This window comes from Ornithinibacillus bavariensis (assembly GCF_050433565.1).
GTDB lineage: Bacteria > Bacillota > Bacilli > Bacillales > Amphibacillaceae > Ornithinibacillus > Ornithinibacillus bavariensis.
This window is the reverse complement of sequence record NZ_JBNPWZ010000001.1, coordinates 647,882-666,419: the sequence shown is the minus strand read 5'-3', so window position 1 is coordinate 666,419 and position 18,538 is coordinate 647,882. Positions and strand designations below refer to the sequence as shown.

Genomic DNA, 18,538 nt, shown 5'->3' with positions numbered 1-18,538 from the left:
GCTTAGACCACCTCTATGCTTCATTTCATATAATAATCTGGACTAAAATGAAGCTTAGACCACCTCTATGCTTCATTTCATATAATAATCTGGACTAAAATGAAGCTTAGACCACCTCTATGCTTCATTTCATATAATAATCTGGACTGAAATGAAGCTTAGGCCACCTCTATGCTTCATTTCGTAAAATAATCTGGACTGAAATGAAGCTTAGATTACCTCTATGCATCATTTCGTAAAATAATCTGGACTGAAATGAAGCTTAGGCCACCTCTATGTTTCATTTCATATAATAATCTGGACTAAAATGAAGCTTAGACCACCTCTATGTTTCATTTCATATAATAATCTGGACTAAAATGAAGCTTAGACCACCTCTATGTTTCATTTCATATAATAATCTGGACTGAAATGAAGCTTAGTTACTGGATCAATTTTATTATGTCTTTTTTGATATAGTAGCTTATTATTTTCATGGTATGTTATAAAAGAAAAGGGGCTTCATTCACAAATTATCGTATAACCATTTTCCTGCTTCTTATAGCTTCCATTAATTACTCCTATCCCTTCAATTGTAAGTGAATCAATGTTTTCAATGGGATTTTTCTGTAAAATGAGATGTAATGTAGTAATATTTCGAAATCCGTCTTTACAATGTGCTATGACAGGTTGTTTAATAAGGTAGTCTTTATTGTTAATTCTTACTTTAATAAAGTTCTTATGTAACAGCCTATCCTCAAGTGGGACGATATTCATCGGGTCAAAAGATATAGCCTTTATTTCACCTTCAATAAATAGATGTATTCCGTTTTGCTGCTCAAAGCTTTCCAATGAGCAATTCCTTTTTTGCTTAACAAAATTAATTACTTTCTCTGTTTCAGCACTTATTTCCACATCACGTATTTTTCCGATGTTATCGGAGTTTTGTTTTATTAAATCGTATAGTGTTTCTGGCTTATCCCAAAAGCCTTCCTTCCAATCCGGTAAAAAATCATCCAATAATAAACACATAACCAAGCCTGAACTATAACAACTCTTTCGTATGTCTAAAGTAGATTCAAATTTATCGATTAGATGCTGTCCATATTTTTTGATAATTAATTTGTGTTCAATCGTGCTTTTTTCTGAATATGCCTTTAGCTCAACATACCAAGCTGGTCCTTCAATGGTTTCAACTAAATTTTCATATGTAATATAGTTATCCATATTAGCTGCTCTTTTTTCTCTTAAGGAAATAAAAGTGTTAAGATATTGTTTCTTCTTCATTAAATCATCTTCCAACATGGCGTCGAAAAGAATAGCTCTTTCCCGATTTCGTAATTCTACATTTTCTTTTAATAATGGATAAGTAAGGCCTATAATTTCATCTGGAAATCTACTTTCACCTTTAAGATATTGAAACCCATGAAATAACTCATGTACAAAAATTGAATACAACCCTTCATAGTCATCATACAATTCTAAATCAACTATTGCTGTAGGATAACCTTCATACAAAATTAATGTACAACCGTTAAATTGGTAATCCCTTTGTAAGGTTTGAAATTTATTATGTTGCTTGAATTTAGGATGATTGAATAAATACACATTGCTCGTATCATATAAGGCAAATGCAACCAAATCGAAATTTGGCCAATAACTTTCTAGTTTTTCTTTTACTAAGTCTTGTGAAATTTGACTAAGGTTCTTGCTCATTCGTTTTAAGCCCCCTCAAGCATCCAATAGATTATTATTCATGGATGATTCTACCACCCATCAAGCATTTAATCTATTAGCCTATAGGTGTAAATATTATCAGTCTTAAGATTTAGATTGATTATTTTTGAAATTATACCTCTTAGATAATGTAGCCTCGATTATACTGAAACTAAAATAAAAAAACCTTGATTCAACAAGGTTTTTACATTTAGTAGTTTTGTGTCATTGGTAACAAATCTTAGCTATTGTAAGTCATCAAAATTATTTTCTATCGAATGCTTTTGGCGGTGATTCCAGCCAGCCTCTATCAATTAAGATATTTGCAGCATCATCGACAAATAATCCAACGTTAATCATCGCTCTTCCATATAATGCAGCTATATCTCTTCTTCCATTTACCGCCAATGCATTCCCAAATGACCGCATCTTTATAGAGAACATGTCGAATTTATGATATACCATTATTTTATCCGAAAAAGGAGAATAAGTGGATGTTGTTACCAAATGGTCTATGTATGAAGGTGTTTGTAGGTTCTCAACATGAAGCTTTTCACTAAATTGCTTCACTGCCTTATCAGTCATTTCTAAGCCTCGTTTAAACAAAGCCTTTATCTTTTCGTCTTTAACGGTCTGATAAAATCCTAATAATAAAGCTTTACTTGTTGTGTTATTTTCAATGTTATCGTATAGATGAACAATCTCCATGGCATGTAGTGGTCTGACATCTCCAAACCAACCGTTTAAGTAGTTTTGGTTTTTTATAAAATCATTTTTCTCAGGTGTTGGAATGATTGGAGGCATTACAGTGTATTTCTTGCCATATAAAATATTATTAATTTGCCCCAAAAGGATAGATGTACATTCATTTGCATAAATGAAAAACTCTCTTATATCCTCCCTTATTACCAACGGGATTGCCACTGCATATATGCTCATACCACCCTTAGCTACATATTTTAAATAATGTACATAAAATTCATCTTCGTACAAACGCGGGGCACCAAGATTTACATCCTCTTGAGTAAAACCTGCTGGTATAGGGAAATTTTCTTCCTCTAGAAATTTTCCAACCCTTTGCAAAAAGTCCTTACTTAATGCTAAGGCATTCTCCAATAACTTCTTAATATACTCATCCTCACACTGTTGAAGAAAATAAGAGAGGATTTGACTTGACATACTATTTCCAACATAAGTAGTCCATAATTTACCCATTTCAATAACTGTTAAAGGTTGTGATTCATCCTGTTCTCTTGTACTCAAACTAAGTGGTTTCATAACATGAAATGGATTTAATTCTTTATCGGCGTATTCCATAAGACAACCTCCTATTCCATTCGTCACAGAATAATATGCCCGGAATAGGAAAAATTTATGAATGAGCAATCCGTACAATTCTTCAATTAAAAAGATCCGTCTCAAAGGGTACTGCACCCCAAGGAGAGGGTATTTTTATTTTTTTATACCATAGGTTTTCAAGCATATTAGTATCAAATGTATTGTTAATACTGAATGCAGTGTCACCAAAATTGCCTGGGATATTACCACTATTCTTATAAAGAATTGCTATATTTGGTACACATATAGTATTTACTTTGTCAAAATGTAATAGACTAATATCTATTACATAAATATACCAATTATAGTTCATCTGACTTTATTAGTAAGGTATTTTTACTATAAACAATTACATATAAAATCTAAAATCTATAAATAATAATTCAGACGTCCAAACAGATTAATAATCTTTACATAGTTTATAGTAGCCGTATCCTACAGCGGCATCATATGGATCACCTCCAAAAAAGCGTATGTCTTTGTACATACGCTTTTATTCATAGGGTATAAATCTATTAGACAAACATGGATTTTCTATTATTTTACACGTTTATCTACTTCATAAAATAAGTATTTACATAATGTAATAGTGGATAGATTAGAATATCCAATTTATGAGCAGGGGGTGTTAATATGTATGGCTCAGGAATGGGATTTGCTTTAATTGTAGTATTGTTCATTTTGCTTATCATTGTAGGTACTTCTTATACGGGAGGCGGCTATTAATTATTTCTAATTTATAATCAATAATCCGCTTATATAAGAAAGAACTCTAAATCATTTTGTGGAGGTGAATGTATATATGTGGTATGGATCAGGCGGTAATTATGGTGGAGCATCATATGGTGGTGGTAGTTCCTTCGCATTAATCGTTGTATTGTTTATTTTGCTTATTATTGTAGGAGCCTCATATTGGTCATATTGAGTGAACATCCCTCTCAAAAGGACAGATACTTCTGTCCTTTTGTTTAACCCACAAAGAAAGGAAGTGGAAAAATGAACCCAATGATGAGATATCGAGGCGAACCTGTTGAAGTAAGAATGCGTGACGGAAGGGTATATCGTGGAGTAATTGGTGGAGATCCTCCTAGAGGCGGGTTCTTTTTAATATCAGGCTTTAGAAGAAGATTTGTACCATTTGCAGCAGTTATTTTTGTCTTTTCGTTTCGCTTTAGAAGACGTATATTTTAATCAAACTCAAAAGCCCTTCTCATTCGGAGGGGCTTTTGGTTACTCTGACTATTGGAATGAGAGACATTGAATAGTATTGAAAACTATTAGCTAATATAGTTTAATAAGTTTTCTACCCTTTCTCTGACGTTAATTGGTAAATGCTGATTGAATGCTTCTTTTAAAAGTTCGGGGTGATTCACTCCACTATTTCTAAAGTATTTTTCAATAAGAATAGCTTTTTCCCGCCTTCCAGGAATCAACGAGTATAAGATATACCAATCTTCAAGTGAACAGAGTGGTATTTCTACCCCATTAATTTTTTTGTGAGCTACAACCGATTCCTTATTAAACGACAATTTATAAATACCTTCATCGTGTTCAATAGCAAACCCACCCATTACATCTATATCAATGTTATCGATACTATATTTTGAGAAATACACAGTTTTATAGGGAGGATAATGAATTACTTCATTAGCTGTAGCAATACTAGATAAAATTTGATTTAGTTGCTCTGCATTCTGTTCATCTACTAAAATATCGATGTCATTAGGCCAATCGATTAATTGATGAAAACTTAAAAGTAGCGATCCGCCCACTCCCCAAGAAATTTTGGATTTATTTATTTCTTTACCGATAATAGATAAAGTGTTTAACAATATCGTTCTCCTAACATTTACTTTTTCCCTTTTTATTATTCAGAATTCCTGCTATTGTGCTATAGTGCTTTCTTCCCCAGTTAGTTTAACAAATCTAAATGGGATGTATCATTAAATTTATTTACAACATTTTGTTGAAAACTATTTTGACTTAGAATTGTAACACCACCTACTGAAGAAGAGAAATATGCGTTAACTATCATTTCTGCCTCAAATTTCATCCACCAAGCAAGTATATAACCTAAAGTTCCACCGTGAGTGATAATTATTAGATTTTTGGTCTTTTCAGATTCATAGATCCTATCCATACATCTACAAACTCTACTATAAAAATCTCGCCAACTTTCACCTTCCTGAAATTCCTGATAATCTAAATCAAATCCATCACTCGTTCTTGGGTTTCTATTTTCTCTTGCCCAATCCTTTGTTTTGCCAGCAGCAACACCAGTATTTATTTCTCGCAAATTATTATCTTTTATAACATCTAAACCTAATTCTGTTCCTACTATCTCTGCTGTTTGTAACGCCCTTAGTAAGTCAGAAGAATATAGAACATAATTATCATTACAATCTACCAATTTTTTTAATTTCTTACCTAAAGTTACTGCTTGTTTTCTACCAAATTCAGTTAAAGGAGTATCCGTCCATCCACCTGACATATTATTAATATGATGCTCTGACTGACAATGCTGTATTAAGATAATCTTCCCCATTCAATTGACCACCCTTAAGATATTTTTTACTGCTTTCAATAGTAATTTCACTAACAATCTATTCCGTTTTCAAGAATCCTTCGACTAAATACTAACATATTATTCGAAATATCGTATTGCTGTAAAATAGAAAAAGGCAATCAAATTATTGATCACCTGTTTGTTTCATAAAAAAATAGTCCTATATTAAAATACATTAGAACATATACCTTCATTACCATTTCAAAGCTATATCATTTACCTTAACTTTAGTAGGGTCTTCATTCTACTCACTAAGATAATATGTTGTATTGGGGTTGAAAGGAGTAATTTCCACTTGATCTTCTTCATAGACTTCACATTTTGCTGTATCCAATGCTGTTTCATTACCTTCTCTATGCCCTCCCAACCTGACCATTCCAAATTTATCACCTTCTTTGTTTGGACCAACTTGAAGTACAAATAACCCTTTACATAAAACATAAGCACCGGCTATGCGTATATCACTTGGAATCAACATTTTAACCCTCCTTGATTTCCATTTAGCTCTTCAACTAAACTGCCCCGATAGTTGAATAACAGGTGCATTTTCTCATCTTGTAGTAAAGCACCCGTTGATTAAAGTAGATATTGACTTTCAAGTGTATTTATTAATAATTATTAATAATTACTATTTTTCATTTTGTTTTAATAGTGCTTTCAAAAAACTCTGAACAATATCTACTCGATTTTTTTTAAGACGATCACTTGTTTCAAGTTGTGAAAGTGGTTTCAGCTTTTTAATCGCTTCTAACTCTCTCTCTCGTAGCAATATATCTTTTTCTCCTGAGCTTAACTCCTCATCTATATCAAGCGATTCAAAAATTTCAATATTTAATTCCAGGTTATTATTTGTCATATCACAAACTGACAACCCAAAATATGAAGGATCCTTATGAAGTTCATAAAGATGAGTAGAGCATCTAGTTATCATTGAATAGGATTTTCCTATATACAAAGATTCATAATCTGAATTATTTTCTCCAGATAACCCTATTTTGATATTGTAAATTCCAGGGCCAATTGCTTTTTTAATTAGAAATTCATTTTCTTCAAAGAATCGGATTTTCATAATAATATTCTCCTTATAAAATTGTTTTGAACTGTATTTTCGCCTTATATTCCTAGGTCCCAATTACTTCATCAATTTCTAATACATCTATTATACAAACTCAGTCCTGTAAACGCTGTTATTGTTCCAGTATCCGATTTCGAAGCATAAATAACATAATACTTCAAAATAGTTTTCAAAAATATAGACTAACAAATTAATAATCATTTATTTCATAATTGCACCCTTTTGCTTAATAAACATAGTAAACTATTTAGTAGCTATATGAATCTCGATTTGACCATTAGGGTAATATTTTTCATAATCAAATGAATAAGCTCTCTTTAAATCCCCTTTCTCTTCTCTATCCCATATCCGCTTCCAAGTGTTAAGTATTCCATTTTCATCTGTAGTATCTACTTCAAAAATCTTATATTTACTTGTGTTTGGAATATTAATTGTGGATGTGTTATCACTACTTTCTATTGCTACGCTTAATGAATAATCCCCTTTATAATCACTCTCGTAATCATGATACAGACCATATGTAACCTCATCCTGATTTGTTAAAACACTTGATGCCTTTTTCCACATATCTGTAATCTTTTGCATGATAGATTCATCTTTGAAATTATTTGTTCTAACACTTTTAATAATCGTTAACTTCATAATAAATACTCCTCCAATGTTTTTATTTATCTAATTCTACAAAATTTATATAATACCTTCTTCAACTCTTCTGCTCCGTTAGTTGAAGTACTTAATACTCAGAATCCTATATACATTTTAATATAAATATCCAATCCTTAGGTCCGATAGTTCCTCAATACATAATCCAAATATATTGCAAGATTCCCAGTCACTCTAAAGAAACCATAATAAAACCCTCAAAGTTAAATCCCTATTCCCTTAGAAAGCGTCGTGCCAATAAGTTATAAAACCTAATATAGTTGTATAGGGTCCTGATGCTTAAGTTCTACTTTTGTACCTGCTATTAAATCTCCCAAATGGCGTTTATCTTTCCTGAATAACCCCATGTATATCAATATTAACCCAAGCAGGGTACCACTATTCATGATGATAATCGAGGTTATCGAAAAATCATTGTACATCCCATGAATAACGCCTATATGTCCTAGCTGCCAAGGTAAAAACTTAATGATATTCCTAGTCAAACTTGAACTAAATTTACGGTTTTTGTAAGTCAGTTTCAGCCCGGATACTCTTTTTCCTACAGATCCATTTTTGAAGTAATCTAAATATGAAAATACAAAGATAATTGGTATGACGGAGGTAAATACGGCTATCAATTGTGTTTGCATTTCTGTGTATTCCGGGATTTCCTCTAAGACGAAGAAAATGATTCCTAGATTCATAATTAACAATAGGAATAAGTATGCGAGTATGACCAAATAATCAACAAGCAATTCTTTTAATCTACTTTTTAATGGAATATTATTCATGAGACACCTCGCAATTAGTTTCTAACAATAACCAGGTTGTAATCTTTTCATACTCATGGAAACTCTATTCACTTTTCTCCTAGTTCAAGAAAATTTATTATAGACTACTCATTTTGCTGTTCATATACTATACTGAATACACAAAAAGATGGGAGGTATATCCGTATGAATGACAAAAAAGCCGTCTTAGATAACGGTCCTTTTTTCCATGGTACGAAAGCAGAACTAAAAATTGGCGATTTATTAGAACCACAACATTTATCAAATTATCAAGATAAAAAATCTAACTATATCTATTTCACTGCAACATTAGATGCTGCTAAATGGGGTGCTGAATTAGCAAAATCTAATTTAAAAGAAAGAATTTATATCGTAGAACCATTAGGTGACTTTGAAAATGATCCGAACCTAACAGACAAGAAATTTCCGGGAAACCCAACTCGTTCTTATCGATCTAAATCTCCTTTGAAAATAATAGCTGAATTAGGTTCATGGGAAAGACATTCCGATGATGAAATAAATCATATGCTTACCTCTCTAAAAGCGTTACGGGAACAAGGTAAGGCTGTAATATACGATTAATAGCCTAAAAACTATATGAAATTTATGACTGAACCAAAAATCACTTTGCTTTTACAATTGGTTTTTGGTTTTGCTTTTTTGTACGATACCCATAATCGTCAACTTTACAAAATCTTGACAAATTCATTCGAACTATACACTTTTCCAATGTCTTGTGTGCTAGCTTAGTATTTTAAAGATAGATCATGCAAAAAAGGGCCCATCATATGTAGTGGCCCTTTACTTTATTTAAAATGCTTCTATAGCGGAATAACTGTAAATCTAATAATGATTTTAAAAGCTGCGTTTTCCTGGCCAAGCACCTTGCATTTTACTTAGGAATACGATTTGCCCAATATGATATGCGTCATGCATTGCTAAACTCTTCAGTTCAAGCACTAATGAATGATCTTCTCCTGGGACTTGTCTATACAAATCTTCATGTTCTGATTTTGCTAGGAGTTTTTCAAGTTCACGATGAACATAAACGTACTCTTGTTTCGTTTTTATCCAATTTTCTAGCGTTTCAGTTGGTAATTGAAATGTAGCATCATTATTTTCTGCCTTTGGTTCATTCGCTTTTTCACCAAGAAACCGCATCAGAAATCTCTTTTCATAGAAAAGTAAATGACAAACTATTTCCCAAATGGAATTCAATTCCTCAACCGGCTTCCAAATCGCCTGTTCAAGAGTAATATCCTGTAATACTTTTTCCAGTGGTGGAAACCAATCTTCCTTATCTAAGCAGCTTGCCCATTGCTGTAACAAAAGTGTCTTTACATCCATTTTCTATCCCCTCCAATTTGTTCCCTTTAATTGATAATCACTTTGGTCAAAGCTTCCTTTGTGACATGTAGTTCTGAAATTCCTAACAAACATTATCCAACTACAACTAGTTAATCGAATAACCGTCAACTAAATACTAACATAATATTCAAAACATTCACCATAAAAAATAAAGGATCATCAATTTATTGATCCTTTATCTCGATTCTGATCTTATTAGTGATAAACCTATCCCCTCGGATAATTAAACACCAAACTGTTTTAAATGGTGTTCAAGGTGTTTATAAATTCCTTTTCCCCATTGCTCGGAAGTAAGTTTACCGAAAAAAGGATGTGGATGAGTTGTACACTTCTCTGGACCATTTTTTTGAAATTCGATGATTTTTTGTTTTAGTTTTTCCTTTTCTGTTTCAAATTCTTTTTCATCTACAATCAAAATGGTTGGGATTGTGGACATATTTTTGGCTAATTGCTTATCGTTATAAAAAATTGGTTTCACAAATGGTCCAATCAATATTCCTAGCCAACCTCTTGAAGGAAAAGTATTTCCCATTGCAATGTCTTGAAAGGATGAGCAATGTGCTAGCATTTGGGCAACATCCATTTTACCCCATTGACGTTGTGAATTTGGACTTAATTTGTTAATTCGGTCTAGAATTTCCTCTGTATGCAATTGATTAAAGATACTTTTCATGTACTTCCCCCATTTGCTTTGTACTTGTCTTTATAGAACATTTATAAACAGTGTCTCCAAAAGACCGAATATCGTTGAGATAATCATATCCTTCAGATGAACCATAACGGTTAAACATTCTTACTGCTACTACGTTTTCCTCTGGAATGACAAGTAGAGCTACATTTGTGTATCCGAGTAATTGATAGGAACCTTTTGGTACTTTATCGCCTAATTGGTTAAAGGCATGGTTCGTTTCTTTAACAAACCATAAAAATCCATTCTTATGAATTGGAAGTCTCGGGTTAGGAGTCTGAATGGATGTTGCCATTTGAATGATTTCTCTAGGAATTAGCTGTTTTCCTCCCCATTTCCCTTCTTTTAAATGAAGGAAGCCCCATAAAGCAAGCTCTTTTGCAGACACATACATATTCATTCCAGAACCATCTACTACATCCGTCTCAGTCCAAAAGATGTTATCTGCATCTCGAATCGTGTTTGCAATTTTTGAATGAGGCTGACTCATCTTAATCCATTCTGTCGATTGAAATCCAAGTGGTTCAATGACCTGCTCTTTTACAATATCAGCAACGGAATATCCCGTTGTTTTTTTGATAATCGTTGTTAACAACTCAATACTAGGACCTCTATATGCCCATGATTCACCTGGTTTGTACTCACTTACTAGTTTACCATCAGCTATTTTAAGTCCATGTGTGTGGGTTAATAAGTGACGAATGGTTACACCTTTATATGCAGGTAAATGAGAGTCTTCAACAAACCGTTGAATCGGATCATCAATGGAAAAGTATCCATGATAAATAGCGTAAGCAGCAGCAAAACCGATATAAGCCTTTCTTACTGATGCAATGTGAAATTGAGTATCTGCTTTAACATCTCGAGAATGTTTAGCTAGCGACTGTTTACCAAAATAAGACTCTGTTACGATTTTGTCGTTATGGATAATAAATAGAGCGGCACCACTCGCACCCAGCTTTTCAGCGCTTTCCTTTACATGCGTATGTACATCTTCAAACATGTTTGTGTAATCTTTTTTTAATAGCAATTTATCCACTCTCCTTTGAAAAATAAAAAATGCCCCCAATATGATTGGAGGCACTGTGCAACATAACTGTTTTTAACCATTAAGGACACCAACATAAGCTATCTCACTTATGTCACCTGTATAACTATTGTGAGTGTAGCATACTCAAATAATTTTAGCAATACTCTGTTATATTTATACAATTTAGTTACTAACACTTCAACTTTCCCATTCCTTTCTAGAATAACCTTAGCAAAATAAGCTATAACAAGTCGTCAATTATCACACCATTGCTTAATAAATTCATTTTCTCTCATTGTTTTTATCTATTTTCTCTTCAAGTTGATTCGTTGATTTTTTTCGACAAATTCAAAAACAATCTTCTTAACCTCTATAAAAATACGGCATTATATTTCAAAAAGATAATTACAATCCCAAGAACCAATTATTAGTGTACAACCATCGGCAGATTAATTTCTTCTTTAAATTGATATAGTTATCTGTAATATTTTAATAGGTTTTGATGAAATAAAAGTGCTTTTGTGCTAGATAACATGTCTATTCTTGTCTAATATATCTGAATACACTATTAAGAGGTAACTGGAAAGAGAGGTGATTTAAGTGAACAGAAGAAGTAATGATTTTACAGGTTCAGAAAGTAATGATACAGAATTTGATTTAGATGATTTTTTTGAATCAGTTACAGATTCCAAGATTCATAAAACAATAAAAAGGCATAGAGATGGTAGTCATAGTCATATGGGAGGAAGGAATAAGCCAACTTGCCAGCAGCTTGCCAATATTATTGGTGGAGAGGTAGTAACTGCAGATCCTGTCTGTGTTATTATGCGACTCAGAAATATTAGAGCAACTATTTTAGGTCGTCGCACCCGCTCCCCATTGGCTCTTCCATTTATGTTATCCTTTGAAGATAATGGTCTAAACCTAGGTGAATCTGTAGTCCTACAAAGAGAAGTCAATCCAATGATCCATGCATTACAAAGAAGAGGAATTATCGTAACAGCATTTCATAACCACTGGTTGTTTGAAGAACCTCGTCTAATGTATTTACATTGGGAGGATGTAAGAATGAGTCCGGCTGAATTCGCTAGGGCTAGTAGAGCTGCAGCAAGAGAAGCAAGACTTTTTTAAGTAGCAAGCCATATAAGAGTATTTACTAAATGTTACAAATGGATGTATTCACACTAAATTACTCTTTTAAATTAAATATATTTGAAAACTTATGGTTAAAGTCTCACGGGACTTTAACCATTAATCTATCTAAAATGAATCATTATTTAACTACTTTTTACATTTTATTTAATATTCCCTTTTAAGGGATTAGGGTAAATTCACAATGGCATCCGTTAACGAAAATACTTGAGATACCTCTCTGATTGAACTCTTTATAACTACATATACCAGAGCAAATCGTATTTCATTTTCATACCTTGTTTACTTTCCTTGTTTACAACCACCCATTTATCGTTTAACTTAAACACCTCTATAACAATGTTTGTCCCATCTGCCTTTTTAAAAAGAATGTATCCCTGATGCCCCTTAATAAAAGTAACAGGGGCTATTACATTTTTATAAGGATTATAAGGGGTATTTATTTCGGTAGTTAGCTCATCGTCTATGATCTCGGTTACAATATCTGAAAGAGATTTGTATTCCATTTGTTTTTCTGATTTAAACATCAATTGCTCGTAGTTAAGTTTATTAAAGGAAGTTAAGTTTAATTTAAATGACTGTAGTATATCTGAAATAGCTTCATTATAAAAATCTGTAATTTTCCTTTCCCATACATCCCCTTCATGGATGAATTTAATTACTCTAACTTTGTCCACATCGACTTCCAGTATTATTGTTTCTTTACCATAAGGAGGATTATGAGCTTCATCAAAGGTATTTACTTGAATCTTGACTGTAAAACTGAATTCACTCTTTTCTTCCCTTGATATATCGAGGATTTTTATGTCATGTAAACCATAAGACTTATGATATCCATAATAATGTTCTAAGCTTCCTGATATGTACGGGTTCAATAAAGTAACCAAAGTGTCGAGCAGTAATCTATTATCGATTATATTTTTTTCGGCATTAGTGCTATTTGGCTGGAAAAGCATGATCAACAACCAAATTGATAGTACAAGGAAAAACTTTCTTGTCATAGCAACCACCTAAACTATTTTAGGTTTAGATTTACCCTTACAGAAAAATATAGCCTTTATTTTGATTACCAAATTCTTTCACATTAAATACTCTTGAATTTGGCTATGATTGCTGAATAAATATCCTCGTTAGCTTTATAACTTCTATCTAAATACTAAGATGAGATTCCATAAATGAGATTAGAATTTTAAACCATAGAAATAAGGTGACGCATTTGGATCACCTTAGGTAAAATAACTACGCCAACTTTGCCTAAATTTCAATCACCACTATCCTCTTTAAATAAAAATGCTGTAACTATTTGTGGACTTAGCGTAGTATATTGCTCACTTTTTAGTACTTTTAACATGGTCATTCCTTGTATGGATGCAAAATAGAAAAACGCCAACTCTGATGCATTTCCCTGTTTAAACTGACCTAGCTTCTGACCCTTTTCGATTAATTGGGTAATTTGGTAAAATAATAATTCACTCATTTTGTTAAGATTTTGTATTTGAGGAGAAGAATCCTCCATTATCATGGATTGGTACATAAGCATATGGAACTGGGCATATTCATCATCTTTTTCAAGATCATTTAATATTTCTAGTGTAAACTGTTGAATTAACTCAGCTGGAGAATTATCACTTTGAAACCTTTTAGCATTCCTATATAACCCCTCTACAGCAAAAGTAACCAGTTCATTAAATAAATCTTCTTTCTTTTTATAATGACGGTACATTAACCCGATGCTGATTCCTGCCCCTTCCGCTATATCCTTCACACTTGTAGCTGCAAACCCCTTCTTTGCAAATAGCTTTATTGCAGCCGAATGAATTTTATCTCTTGTCGCAATTCTCATTGCCTCATATTGTTCTTCCGTTCTAGGCAATATTTCTCTCTCCCTTTCGTTATCTAGCAAAAATAAATCCTTACCTTTTCATATACTTCAAGGACAAATAATTATTTATTCCAATTTTCTTGGCTATCTTCTCCGGCATAGGCTTTCTTTTGTATTCTTCAAAACCCAATTTCTCATACAATCGCATTGCCGGAGTATTCGTATCTGCAACCTCTTCAATTACGTAATCATTAAACGGTGTATTTTCAATGATATGTTGGATAATTTGAGATGCTACACCCTGTCCCCGAAATTTTGGAGCTGTTCCAACAAACTCGATTGAACCAGTATTGGGAGGGAAATTTTCATAAGGAGCTTCAAATTCCTTCTTTAAAAAAATTCCTGCCATACTTCCCTTAATGAAACCTAGGTGCTTTCTCAGTTCTTTTCTATTTAATCTTACCGATTTCTCCTTCCCATCTGTACATGCCGTAACTCCAGCAACTTCACCATCCGCTATAGCTACATAAAATTGATCTAAAACAAACATATGAGCAAAAGCCTTTGCAATGATGTTTTTGTCTTTTGAAAAAAAGACAAGCCATTGTGTGAATCCTTCAGCAAAAATTTCAGACATCTGTTTTCTCACATCTAAATCCGTTTCATTTGCTTTGACTATTGTATACTTATCAACCTCTGAATTCATATGTGTTTCTCCCCTTTATATTGAATGAATATATTTTCATTATAAAATAAAATATCACATTGTCAAACAAAATTTATAAACATCTATCGCCCATCCCATATAAAACTCTCTCCCTCTTTTTCCTCTATACTGCAACAATAGTGAAACAAAAAATATACAGGGAAATATCAATTATGACAATCCCTGTTGTAAAACTAATGCATCCATTTGTTGAAAAATAATTATTATTGGATTTTTACTCTTATCGCACCCACGTTGCGTATATTTCATATATTAAATCCCCTTTTTCATCTGTTTCATAGGAAGTAAGCCTTCAACTTTTACCTCTCTTACCTTTTGACTATTGTTCCAAATATTTACCTCTACTTCTTGCGGGGCTTTAACAAACTCCAATTTAACTTCTGAACCTAGATTTGTATTTTATGGAGTTTCTTGATGATGGACTATTCTTGGAGGTATGTCTGCGTCGGCTTCTATAGCAGTAGAAGTTTCATCTCTGTTATCATAAGACCAACTATAAGTCCCTAAAACAGCAACAACATTATTATTGTTTGAGCTTACTTTTAACTCAGGAGGTTCTTTTATAATAGCATTGGTATTTAAAGCACCATTAACCTCACTTACTAGTTGACCACAGGCACTCAGGATTGTAGCCAACAATACCAAGAAAAATACTTTTTTCAATTACGATCCTCCTTATAAAAAACTAAGGTAAGTTTCAACTTCTTCAACTTGTCTGTCTCGTCAGATTAAATTGAAGATATCTGGGGGAGGTGAAGAGTTAATAAATATTTATTTAAGTAACTTTTGAACAACTTTTGTTTTCCAAATACCAAAACCTATTAAGGCACCAACCATATTTAGAATGAAGTCATCTATATCAAAACTTCCTCTTCTTGTAACTACTTGTATCACTTCAATTACAAATAACAATAAAATCATTGAAATGGTAAATGCACTTATTTTGTTTATCTTTTTTATGAAGTATGGTAGATAAATACCCATTGGTAAAAACATAATGAAATTACCAAAGAGGTTTTTTATAGGTATATCTATATTCATACTCCCATCAGATAGTGCCGTCATGTACGTACTTATAGTTTTAAACGGAACAAAATTAGAGGAGTGCTTTACATATTCTAATAATGATACATTTGTCCAAATAGAACCTCTTGAATCTATGAATAATAAAACTACCAATGCTAGTAAATAAAATACAAAACTTATGCTGAAAACTATTTTTATAAATTTTCTCATTGTATCCCCCATCCCGATAGCTTGTCATGTTTTATTTTTAAAACCTTTTTTCAACAAACCTCTCCCTTTAGCTGAGTAACAAGGGCGAGCGATTACTGCAGCTGGTTCATCAAATAATGCTTCTTTTACTATAAGAAGAACCTTTCATAGTCGCTTAATATTAACATAATATTTCAAAAATATTATGTTCCCTAAAAAAAGAGCGATCATCGAAGATCACCTTGTTAAAGTAAAGCATCCGTTCGTAAAAATACCTAGTAAGTGAGTTAAAATCTATTCTATACTTTAATTTAAATATAATAATTCCGAAATGATTTTAGCACTCCCTGGAGAAAACATAAATATTGAGAAGGCAATACATAAAATTCCTATAAATACCAAGCTAATTTTTTTATTTCTACCTAGCCCCTTAACAACTAATAATATTCCCACAAATAATATTAAGAAATACCAAAAACCCATAATTTCACCCCGTAATAACATGACATATCCTTGTACTCTTGCACCATTTAAGTAAATCTCTTCAATCAAAAAGTATTGTTAAATCAACGATTTTCCTGTTTAGGATTTTTAACACCCTATGAATTCCCATAATCTATTCACCCCCCACTAATTCATTTTTATTAAATTCCATCCTGTATTTATCTAGTTTGGATGTTTGTAGCAAAAACTCTAGTTCTTATTTACTATCTAATAACTCATAATTAAAGTCATCGCCGCCCCATGAGTGCCTACAACTACTTTCTGTCCTCGATAAGTATTAAATATCTCCTTTAAAGTTTTTATAGCTCTTATATGGCAGTCCTTATTAGACTAACCTCTAAGTGTAAGGACTGGAGATAACTATAAATACATTCTTTTTTAGGATTTTCGTTTTTCGTTGAACGTCTATATTTGCCTTTTTCAGTTAACTCTCTTGTTTTATTAATTCCGATTTTTTGCGAATCACCATGTCTTACTATGTATATAAAATTCTCATACTTTCCCAAAGTTAATAACAAATAAGAAAACTCTTTTTTTCAATTACTTATATCTATAATATTCTACATATATAGTTATTCTATGTATATAGTAATACTAAAATATATCCTTAAAAATTTCAATCTAATTTGTTCAATTATTTAAAATATTTATTAACTTAAACTAATAACTACATAAAAGAAAAAATTGTTCTGGATAAAAAGCTACAGCCAAGTCGAATAACCAACTGTAAAGAACTTAAAATATTATTATTGCAACAGCTAAAGAAGGACCAAAATAACAACTCCTATTAAAAATGACTTCATTAAATTCGGTATAATAAAACTTGGATTTCCATCTCTATCAATGTTATCTATCCTGTAAAATTATATTGTCCAATGGTCTATATTTTTTTAATTCCCAAAGTTTGCTTCTCCATATCTTGATCCATCACTAAAAGCCATTCATTATAGTTCCTTTTCCATAAACCTGCTCCAATAGTTTAATAACTGGTACAATTACCTTTCTTTGAAGTGATTCTCCTTCTGTTTAAAGAGAATAATTCACAATATATTCCTTAATCCTGTTTATTACTTAATAACGCTTCCATTTTCTTTTCTAATTCTTCAATTCTGGCATCCTGTTTGATAAGAATTGTAATTAGCACCGCTAATACCAATGCAATAAAAATAATTAAAACCCATATATTTTCTACAATAAGACCGAAGAAGAAAAATACAAAAATCCAACAAATAACGATACAAACCAATAATGTACCAATAAATTCTTTTATTATAAATACCTCCCTCATACATAAATAAACTTTTATAGTAAATTACCTTTCGTATTGTAATTTCTTATAAAACAATCCTACCCAATTAATACTATAACTTTTACTTAAAGTCGATAATATCTAGGAAAATTACACCTGTTTGCAATAAATTTTATATCTCACACCTACAATTCAACCGTTTTACCGATTCTTCCATTCAACGAAGTTAGAAAGGTTATGTGGCATACGCAAATTTAATAAGTCATAAGCTATTTTAGTTTAGAGAAAAACATTGACAACTAGTAGCTGGTTTAGCTTTATAAACTTTCTATAACCTCACATTCCAGTGTTATACCAGTAAATAACCCCTACCACATAATAAATTATGACAGCAACTGGAACCATTAGGCTTAGTAAAATTATTTTTTTCTTCACTTTATTCTCCTTTAAGGCATTTAAGTGAATTGCAATTGTAATGATAGATACTAGAATTGTAGCTTGATATAAGAATGTTGTTACTTTGTAAATAGGTTCATTGACAATAAAACTATAAATAACAGCTATTAAAATAAATACAGTTGTTAAATATGCAAAATTAGTATTAGTTACCAATTTTTTCACCCTTTACACCCCCTATATAATATCAACCATTCTGAACCGTTGGTGCAATAAC

Annotated in this window: 23 protein-coding genes and 1 pseudogene; 5 read left to right on the top strand and 19 right to left on the bottom strand. The window is 32.0% G+C overall.

What is annotated here, in order from left to right; all coding sequences use genetic code 11:
• Window positions 1-501 precede the first annotated feature (501 nt).
• Together HNR27_RS03135 and HNR27_RS03130 are read right to left on the bottom strand one after the other, a co-directional pair.
• Window positions 502-1,695: a hypothetical protein gene (locus HNR27_RS03135; RefSeq protein WP_429338714.1), complete on the bottom strand. Its 1,194-nt coding sequence runs from the start codon at window positions 1,693-1,695 to the stop codon at window positions 502-504.
• A 264-nt stretch (window positions 1,696-1,959) separates the two neighbouring features.
• The gene (locus HNR27_RS03130; protein WP_429338713.1) at window positions 1,960-3,012 is read right to left on the bottom strand and encodes a DUF3231 family protein; all 1,053 of its coding nucleotides are present in this window, start codon (window positions 3,010-3,012) and stop codon (window positions 1,960-1,962) included.
• Between the two features lie 669 nt (window positions 3,013-3,681).
• Between HNR27_RS03130 and HNR27_RS03125 the strand changes: the two genes are divergently transcribed.
• The 3 genes from HNR27_RS03125 to HNR27_RS03115 all read left to right on the top strand — a co-directional run bounded on the left by HNR27_RS03125 (window position 3,682) and on the right by HNR27_RS03115 (window position 4,224).
• On the top strand, window positions 3,682-3,759 hold the full coding sequence (locus HNR27_RS03125; RefSeq protein ID WP_244853401.1) for a YjcZ family sporulation protein: 78 nt from the start codon (window positions 3,682-3,684) through the stop codon (window positions 3,757-3,759).
• A gap of 76 nt (window positions 3,760-3,835) precedes the next feature.
• Complete coding sequence (locus tag HNR27_RS03120) at window positions 3,836-3,958, top strand: YjcZ family sporulation protein (RefSeq protein WP_212919804.1); 123 nt, start codon at window positions 3,836-3,838, stop codon at window positions 3,956-3,958.
• A gap of 71 nt (window positions 3,959-4,029) precedes the next feature.
• Window positions 4,030-4,224: a hypothetical protein gene (locus HNR27_RS03115; RefSeq protein ID WP_212919805.1), complete on the top strand. Its 195-nt coding sequence runs from the start codon at window positions 4,030-4,032 to the stop codon at window positions 4,222-4,224.
• A gap of 86 nt (window positions 4,225-4,310) precedes the next feature.
• Here HNR27_RS03115 and HNR27_RS03110 read toward each other — a convergent pair whose 3' ends face one another.
• From HNR27_RS03110 to HNR27_RS03085, 6 genes are all read right to left on the bottom strand, one after another.
• Window positions 4,311-4,865, bottom strand: a complete 555-nt coding sequence (locus HNR27_RS03110) for a nucleotidyltransferase domain-containing protein (protein WP_429338712.1) — start codon at window positions 4,863-4,865, stop codon at window positions 4,311-4,313.
• Between the two features lie 80 nt (window positions 4,866-4,945).
• Window positions 4,946-5,578 carry a histidine phosphatase family protein gene (locus tag HNR27_RS03105; RefSeq protein ID WP_429338711.1) on the bottom strand — a complete coding sequence of 211 codons (633 nt, stop codon included), beginning with the start codon at window positions 5,576-5,578 and terminating at the stop codon, window positions 4,946-4,948.
• Between the two features lie 265 nt (window positions 5,579-5,843).
• Complete coding sequence (locus HNR27_RS03100) at window positions 5,844-6,077, bottom strand: hypothetical protein (protein ID WP_429338710.1); 234 nt, start codon at window positions 6,075-6,077, stop codon at window positions 5,844-5,846.
• A 150-nt stretch (window positions 6,078-6,227) separates the two neighbouring features.
• Window positions 6,228-6,668, bottom strand: a complete 441-nt coding sequence (locus HNR27_RS03095) for a hypothetical protein (protein ID WP_429338709.1) — start codon at window positions 6,666-6,668, stop codon at window positions 6,228-6,230.
• 249 nt (window positions 6,669-6,917) lie between these two features.
• The gene (locus HNR27_RS03090; RefSeq protein WP_429338708.1) at window positions 6,918-7,316 is read right to left on the bottom strand and encodes a GyrI-like domain-containing protein; all 399 of its coding nucleotides are present in this window, start codon (window positions 7,314-7,316) and stop codon (window positions 6,918-6,920) included.
• 272 nt (window positions 7,317-7,588) lie between these two features.
• Window positions 7,589-8,110, bottom strand: coding sequence for an RDD family protein (locus tag HNR27_RS03085; RefSeq protein ID WP_429338707.1), 522 nt, complete (start codon window positions 8,108-8,110; stop codon window positions 7,589-7,591).
• A 165-nt stretch (window positions 8,111-8,275) separates the two neighbouring features.
• Here HNR27_RS03085 and arr point away from each other — a divergent pair, with 165 nt between their 5' ends.
• Entirely contained in the window at window positions 8,276-8,692 is a 417-nt protein-coding gene (gene arr, locus HNR27_RS03080) for an NAD(+)--rifampin ADP-ribosyltransferase (protein ID WP_429338706.1), read from the top strand.
• Window positions 8,693-8,965: 273 nt separating this feature from the next.
• On the opposite strand, the gene HNR27_RS03075 is transcribed toward arr, so the two are convergent.
• The 3 genes from HNR27_RS03075 to HNR27_RS03065 all read right to left on the bottom strand — a co-directional run bounded on the left by HNR27_RS03075 (window position 8,966) and on the right by HNR27_RS03065 (window position 11,196).
• Window positions 8,966-9,457 carry a DinB family protein gene (locus tag HNR27_RS03075; RefSeq protein WP_429338705.1) on the bottom strand — a complete coding sequence of 164 codons (492 nt, stop codon included), beginning with the start codon at window positions 9,455-9,457 and terminating at the stop codon, window positions 8,966-8,968.
• A gap of 244 nt (window positions 9,458-9,701) precedes the next feature.
• Window positions 9,702-10,151, bottom strand: a complete 450-nt coding sequence (locus HNR27_RS03070) for a DUF1569 domain-containing protein (protein ID WP_429338704.1) — start codon at window positions 10,149-10,151, stop codon at window positions 9,702-9,704.
• Complete coding sequence (locus HNR27_RS03065; protein WP_429338703.1) at window positions 10,135-11,196, bottom strand: serine hydrolase domain-containing protein; 1,062 nt, start codon at window positions 11,194-11,196, stop codon at window positions 10,135-10,137. The genes HNR27_RS03070 and HNR27_RS03065 overlap by 17 nt, the downstream gene beginning before the upstream one ends.
• Before the next feature lie 600 nt (window positions 11,197-11,796).
• On the opposite strand from HNR27_RS03065, the gene HNR27_RS03060 reads away from it, so the two are divergent.
• The gene (locus HNR27_RS03060; protein WP_429338702.1) at window positions 11,797-12,327 is read left to right on the top strand and encodes a DUF1259 domain-containing protein; all 531 of its coding nucleotides are present in this window, start codon (window positions 11,797-11,799) and stop codon (window positions 12,325-12,327) included.
• Between the two features lie 260 nt (window positions 12,328-12,587).
• On the opposite strand, the gene HNR27_RS03055 is transcribed toward HNR27_RS03060, so the two are convergent.
• The 8 genes and pseudogenes from HNR27_RS03055 to HNR27_RS03020 form a co-directional block, all read right to left on the bottom strand.
• Entirely contained in the window at window positions 12,588-13,349 is a 762-nt protein-coding gene (locus HNR27_RS03055) for a DUF3888 domain-containing protein (RefSeq protein ID WP_429338701.1), read from the bottom strand.
• Between the two features lie 260 nt (window positions 13,350-13,609).
• On the bottom strand, window positions 13,610-14,221 hold the full coding sequence (locus HNR27_RS03050; RefSeq protein ID WP_429338700.1) for a TetR/AcrR family transcriptional regulator: 612 nt from the start codon (window positions 14,219-14,221) through the stop codon (window positions 13,610-13,612).
• A 40-nt stretch (window positions 14,222-14,261) separates the two neighbouring features.
• A complete protein-coding gene (locus HNR27_RS03045) occupies window positions 14,262-14,876 on the bottom strand; it encodes a GNAT family N-acetyltransferase (RefSeq protein ID WP_429338699.1) in 615 nt (204 codons plus the stop codon).
• 420 nt (window positions 14,877-15,296) lie between these two features.
• The gene (locus tag HNR27_RS03040; protein ID WP_429338698.1) at window positions 15,297-15,560 is read right to left on the bottom strand and encodes a hypothetical protein; all 264 of its coding nucleotides are present in this window, start codon (window positions 15,558-15,560) and stop codon (window positions 15,297-15,299) included.
• A gap of 108 nt (window positions 15,561-15,668) precedes the next feature.
• Window positions 15,669-16,133: a VanZ family protein gene (locus HNR27_RS03035; protein ID WP_429338697.1), complete on the bottom strand. Its 465-nt coding sequence runs from the start codon at window positions 16,131-16,133 to the stop codon at window positions 15,669-15,671.
• 570 nt (window positions 16,134-16,703) lie between these two features.
• Window positions 16,704-17,095, bottom strand: a pseudogene (locus HNR27_RS03030) (histidine phosphatase family protein).
• 575 nt (window positions 17,096-17,670) lie between these two features.
• The gene (locus HNR27_RS03025) at window positions 17,671-17,904 is read right to left on the bottom strand and encodes a hypothetical protein (protein ID WP_429338696.1); all 234 of its coding nucleotides are present in this window, start codon (window positions 17,902-17,904) and stop codon (window positions 17,671-17,673) included.
• 297 nt (window positions 17,905-18,201) lie between these two features.
• Window positions 18,202-18,486, bottom strand: coding sequence for a hypothetical protein (locus HNR27_RS03020; RefSeq protein WP_429338695.1), 285 nt, complete (start codon window positions 18,484-18,486; stop codon window positions 18,202-18,204).
• Window positions 18,487-18,538 lie beyond the last annotated feature (52 nt).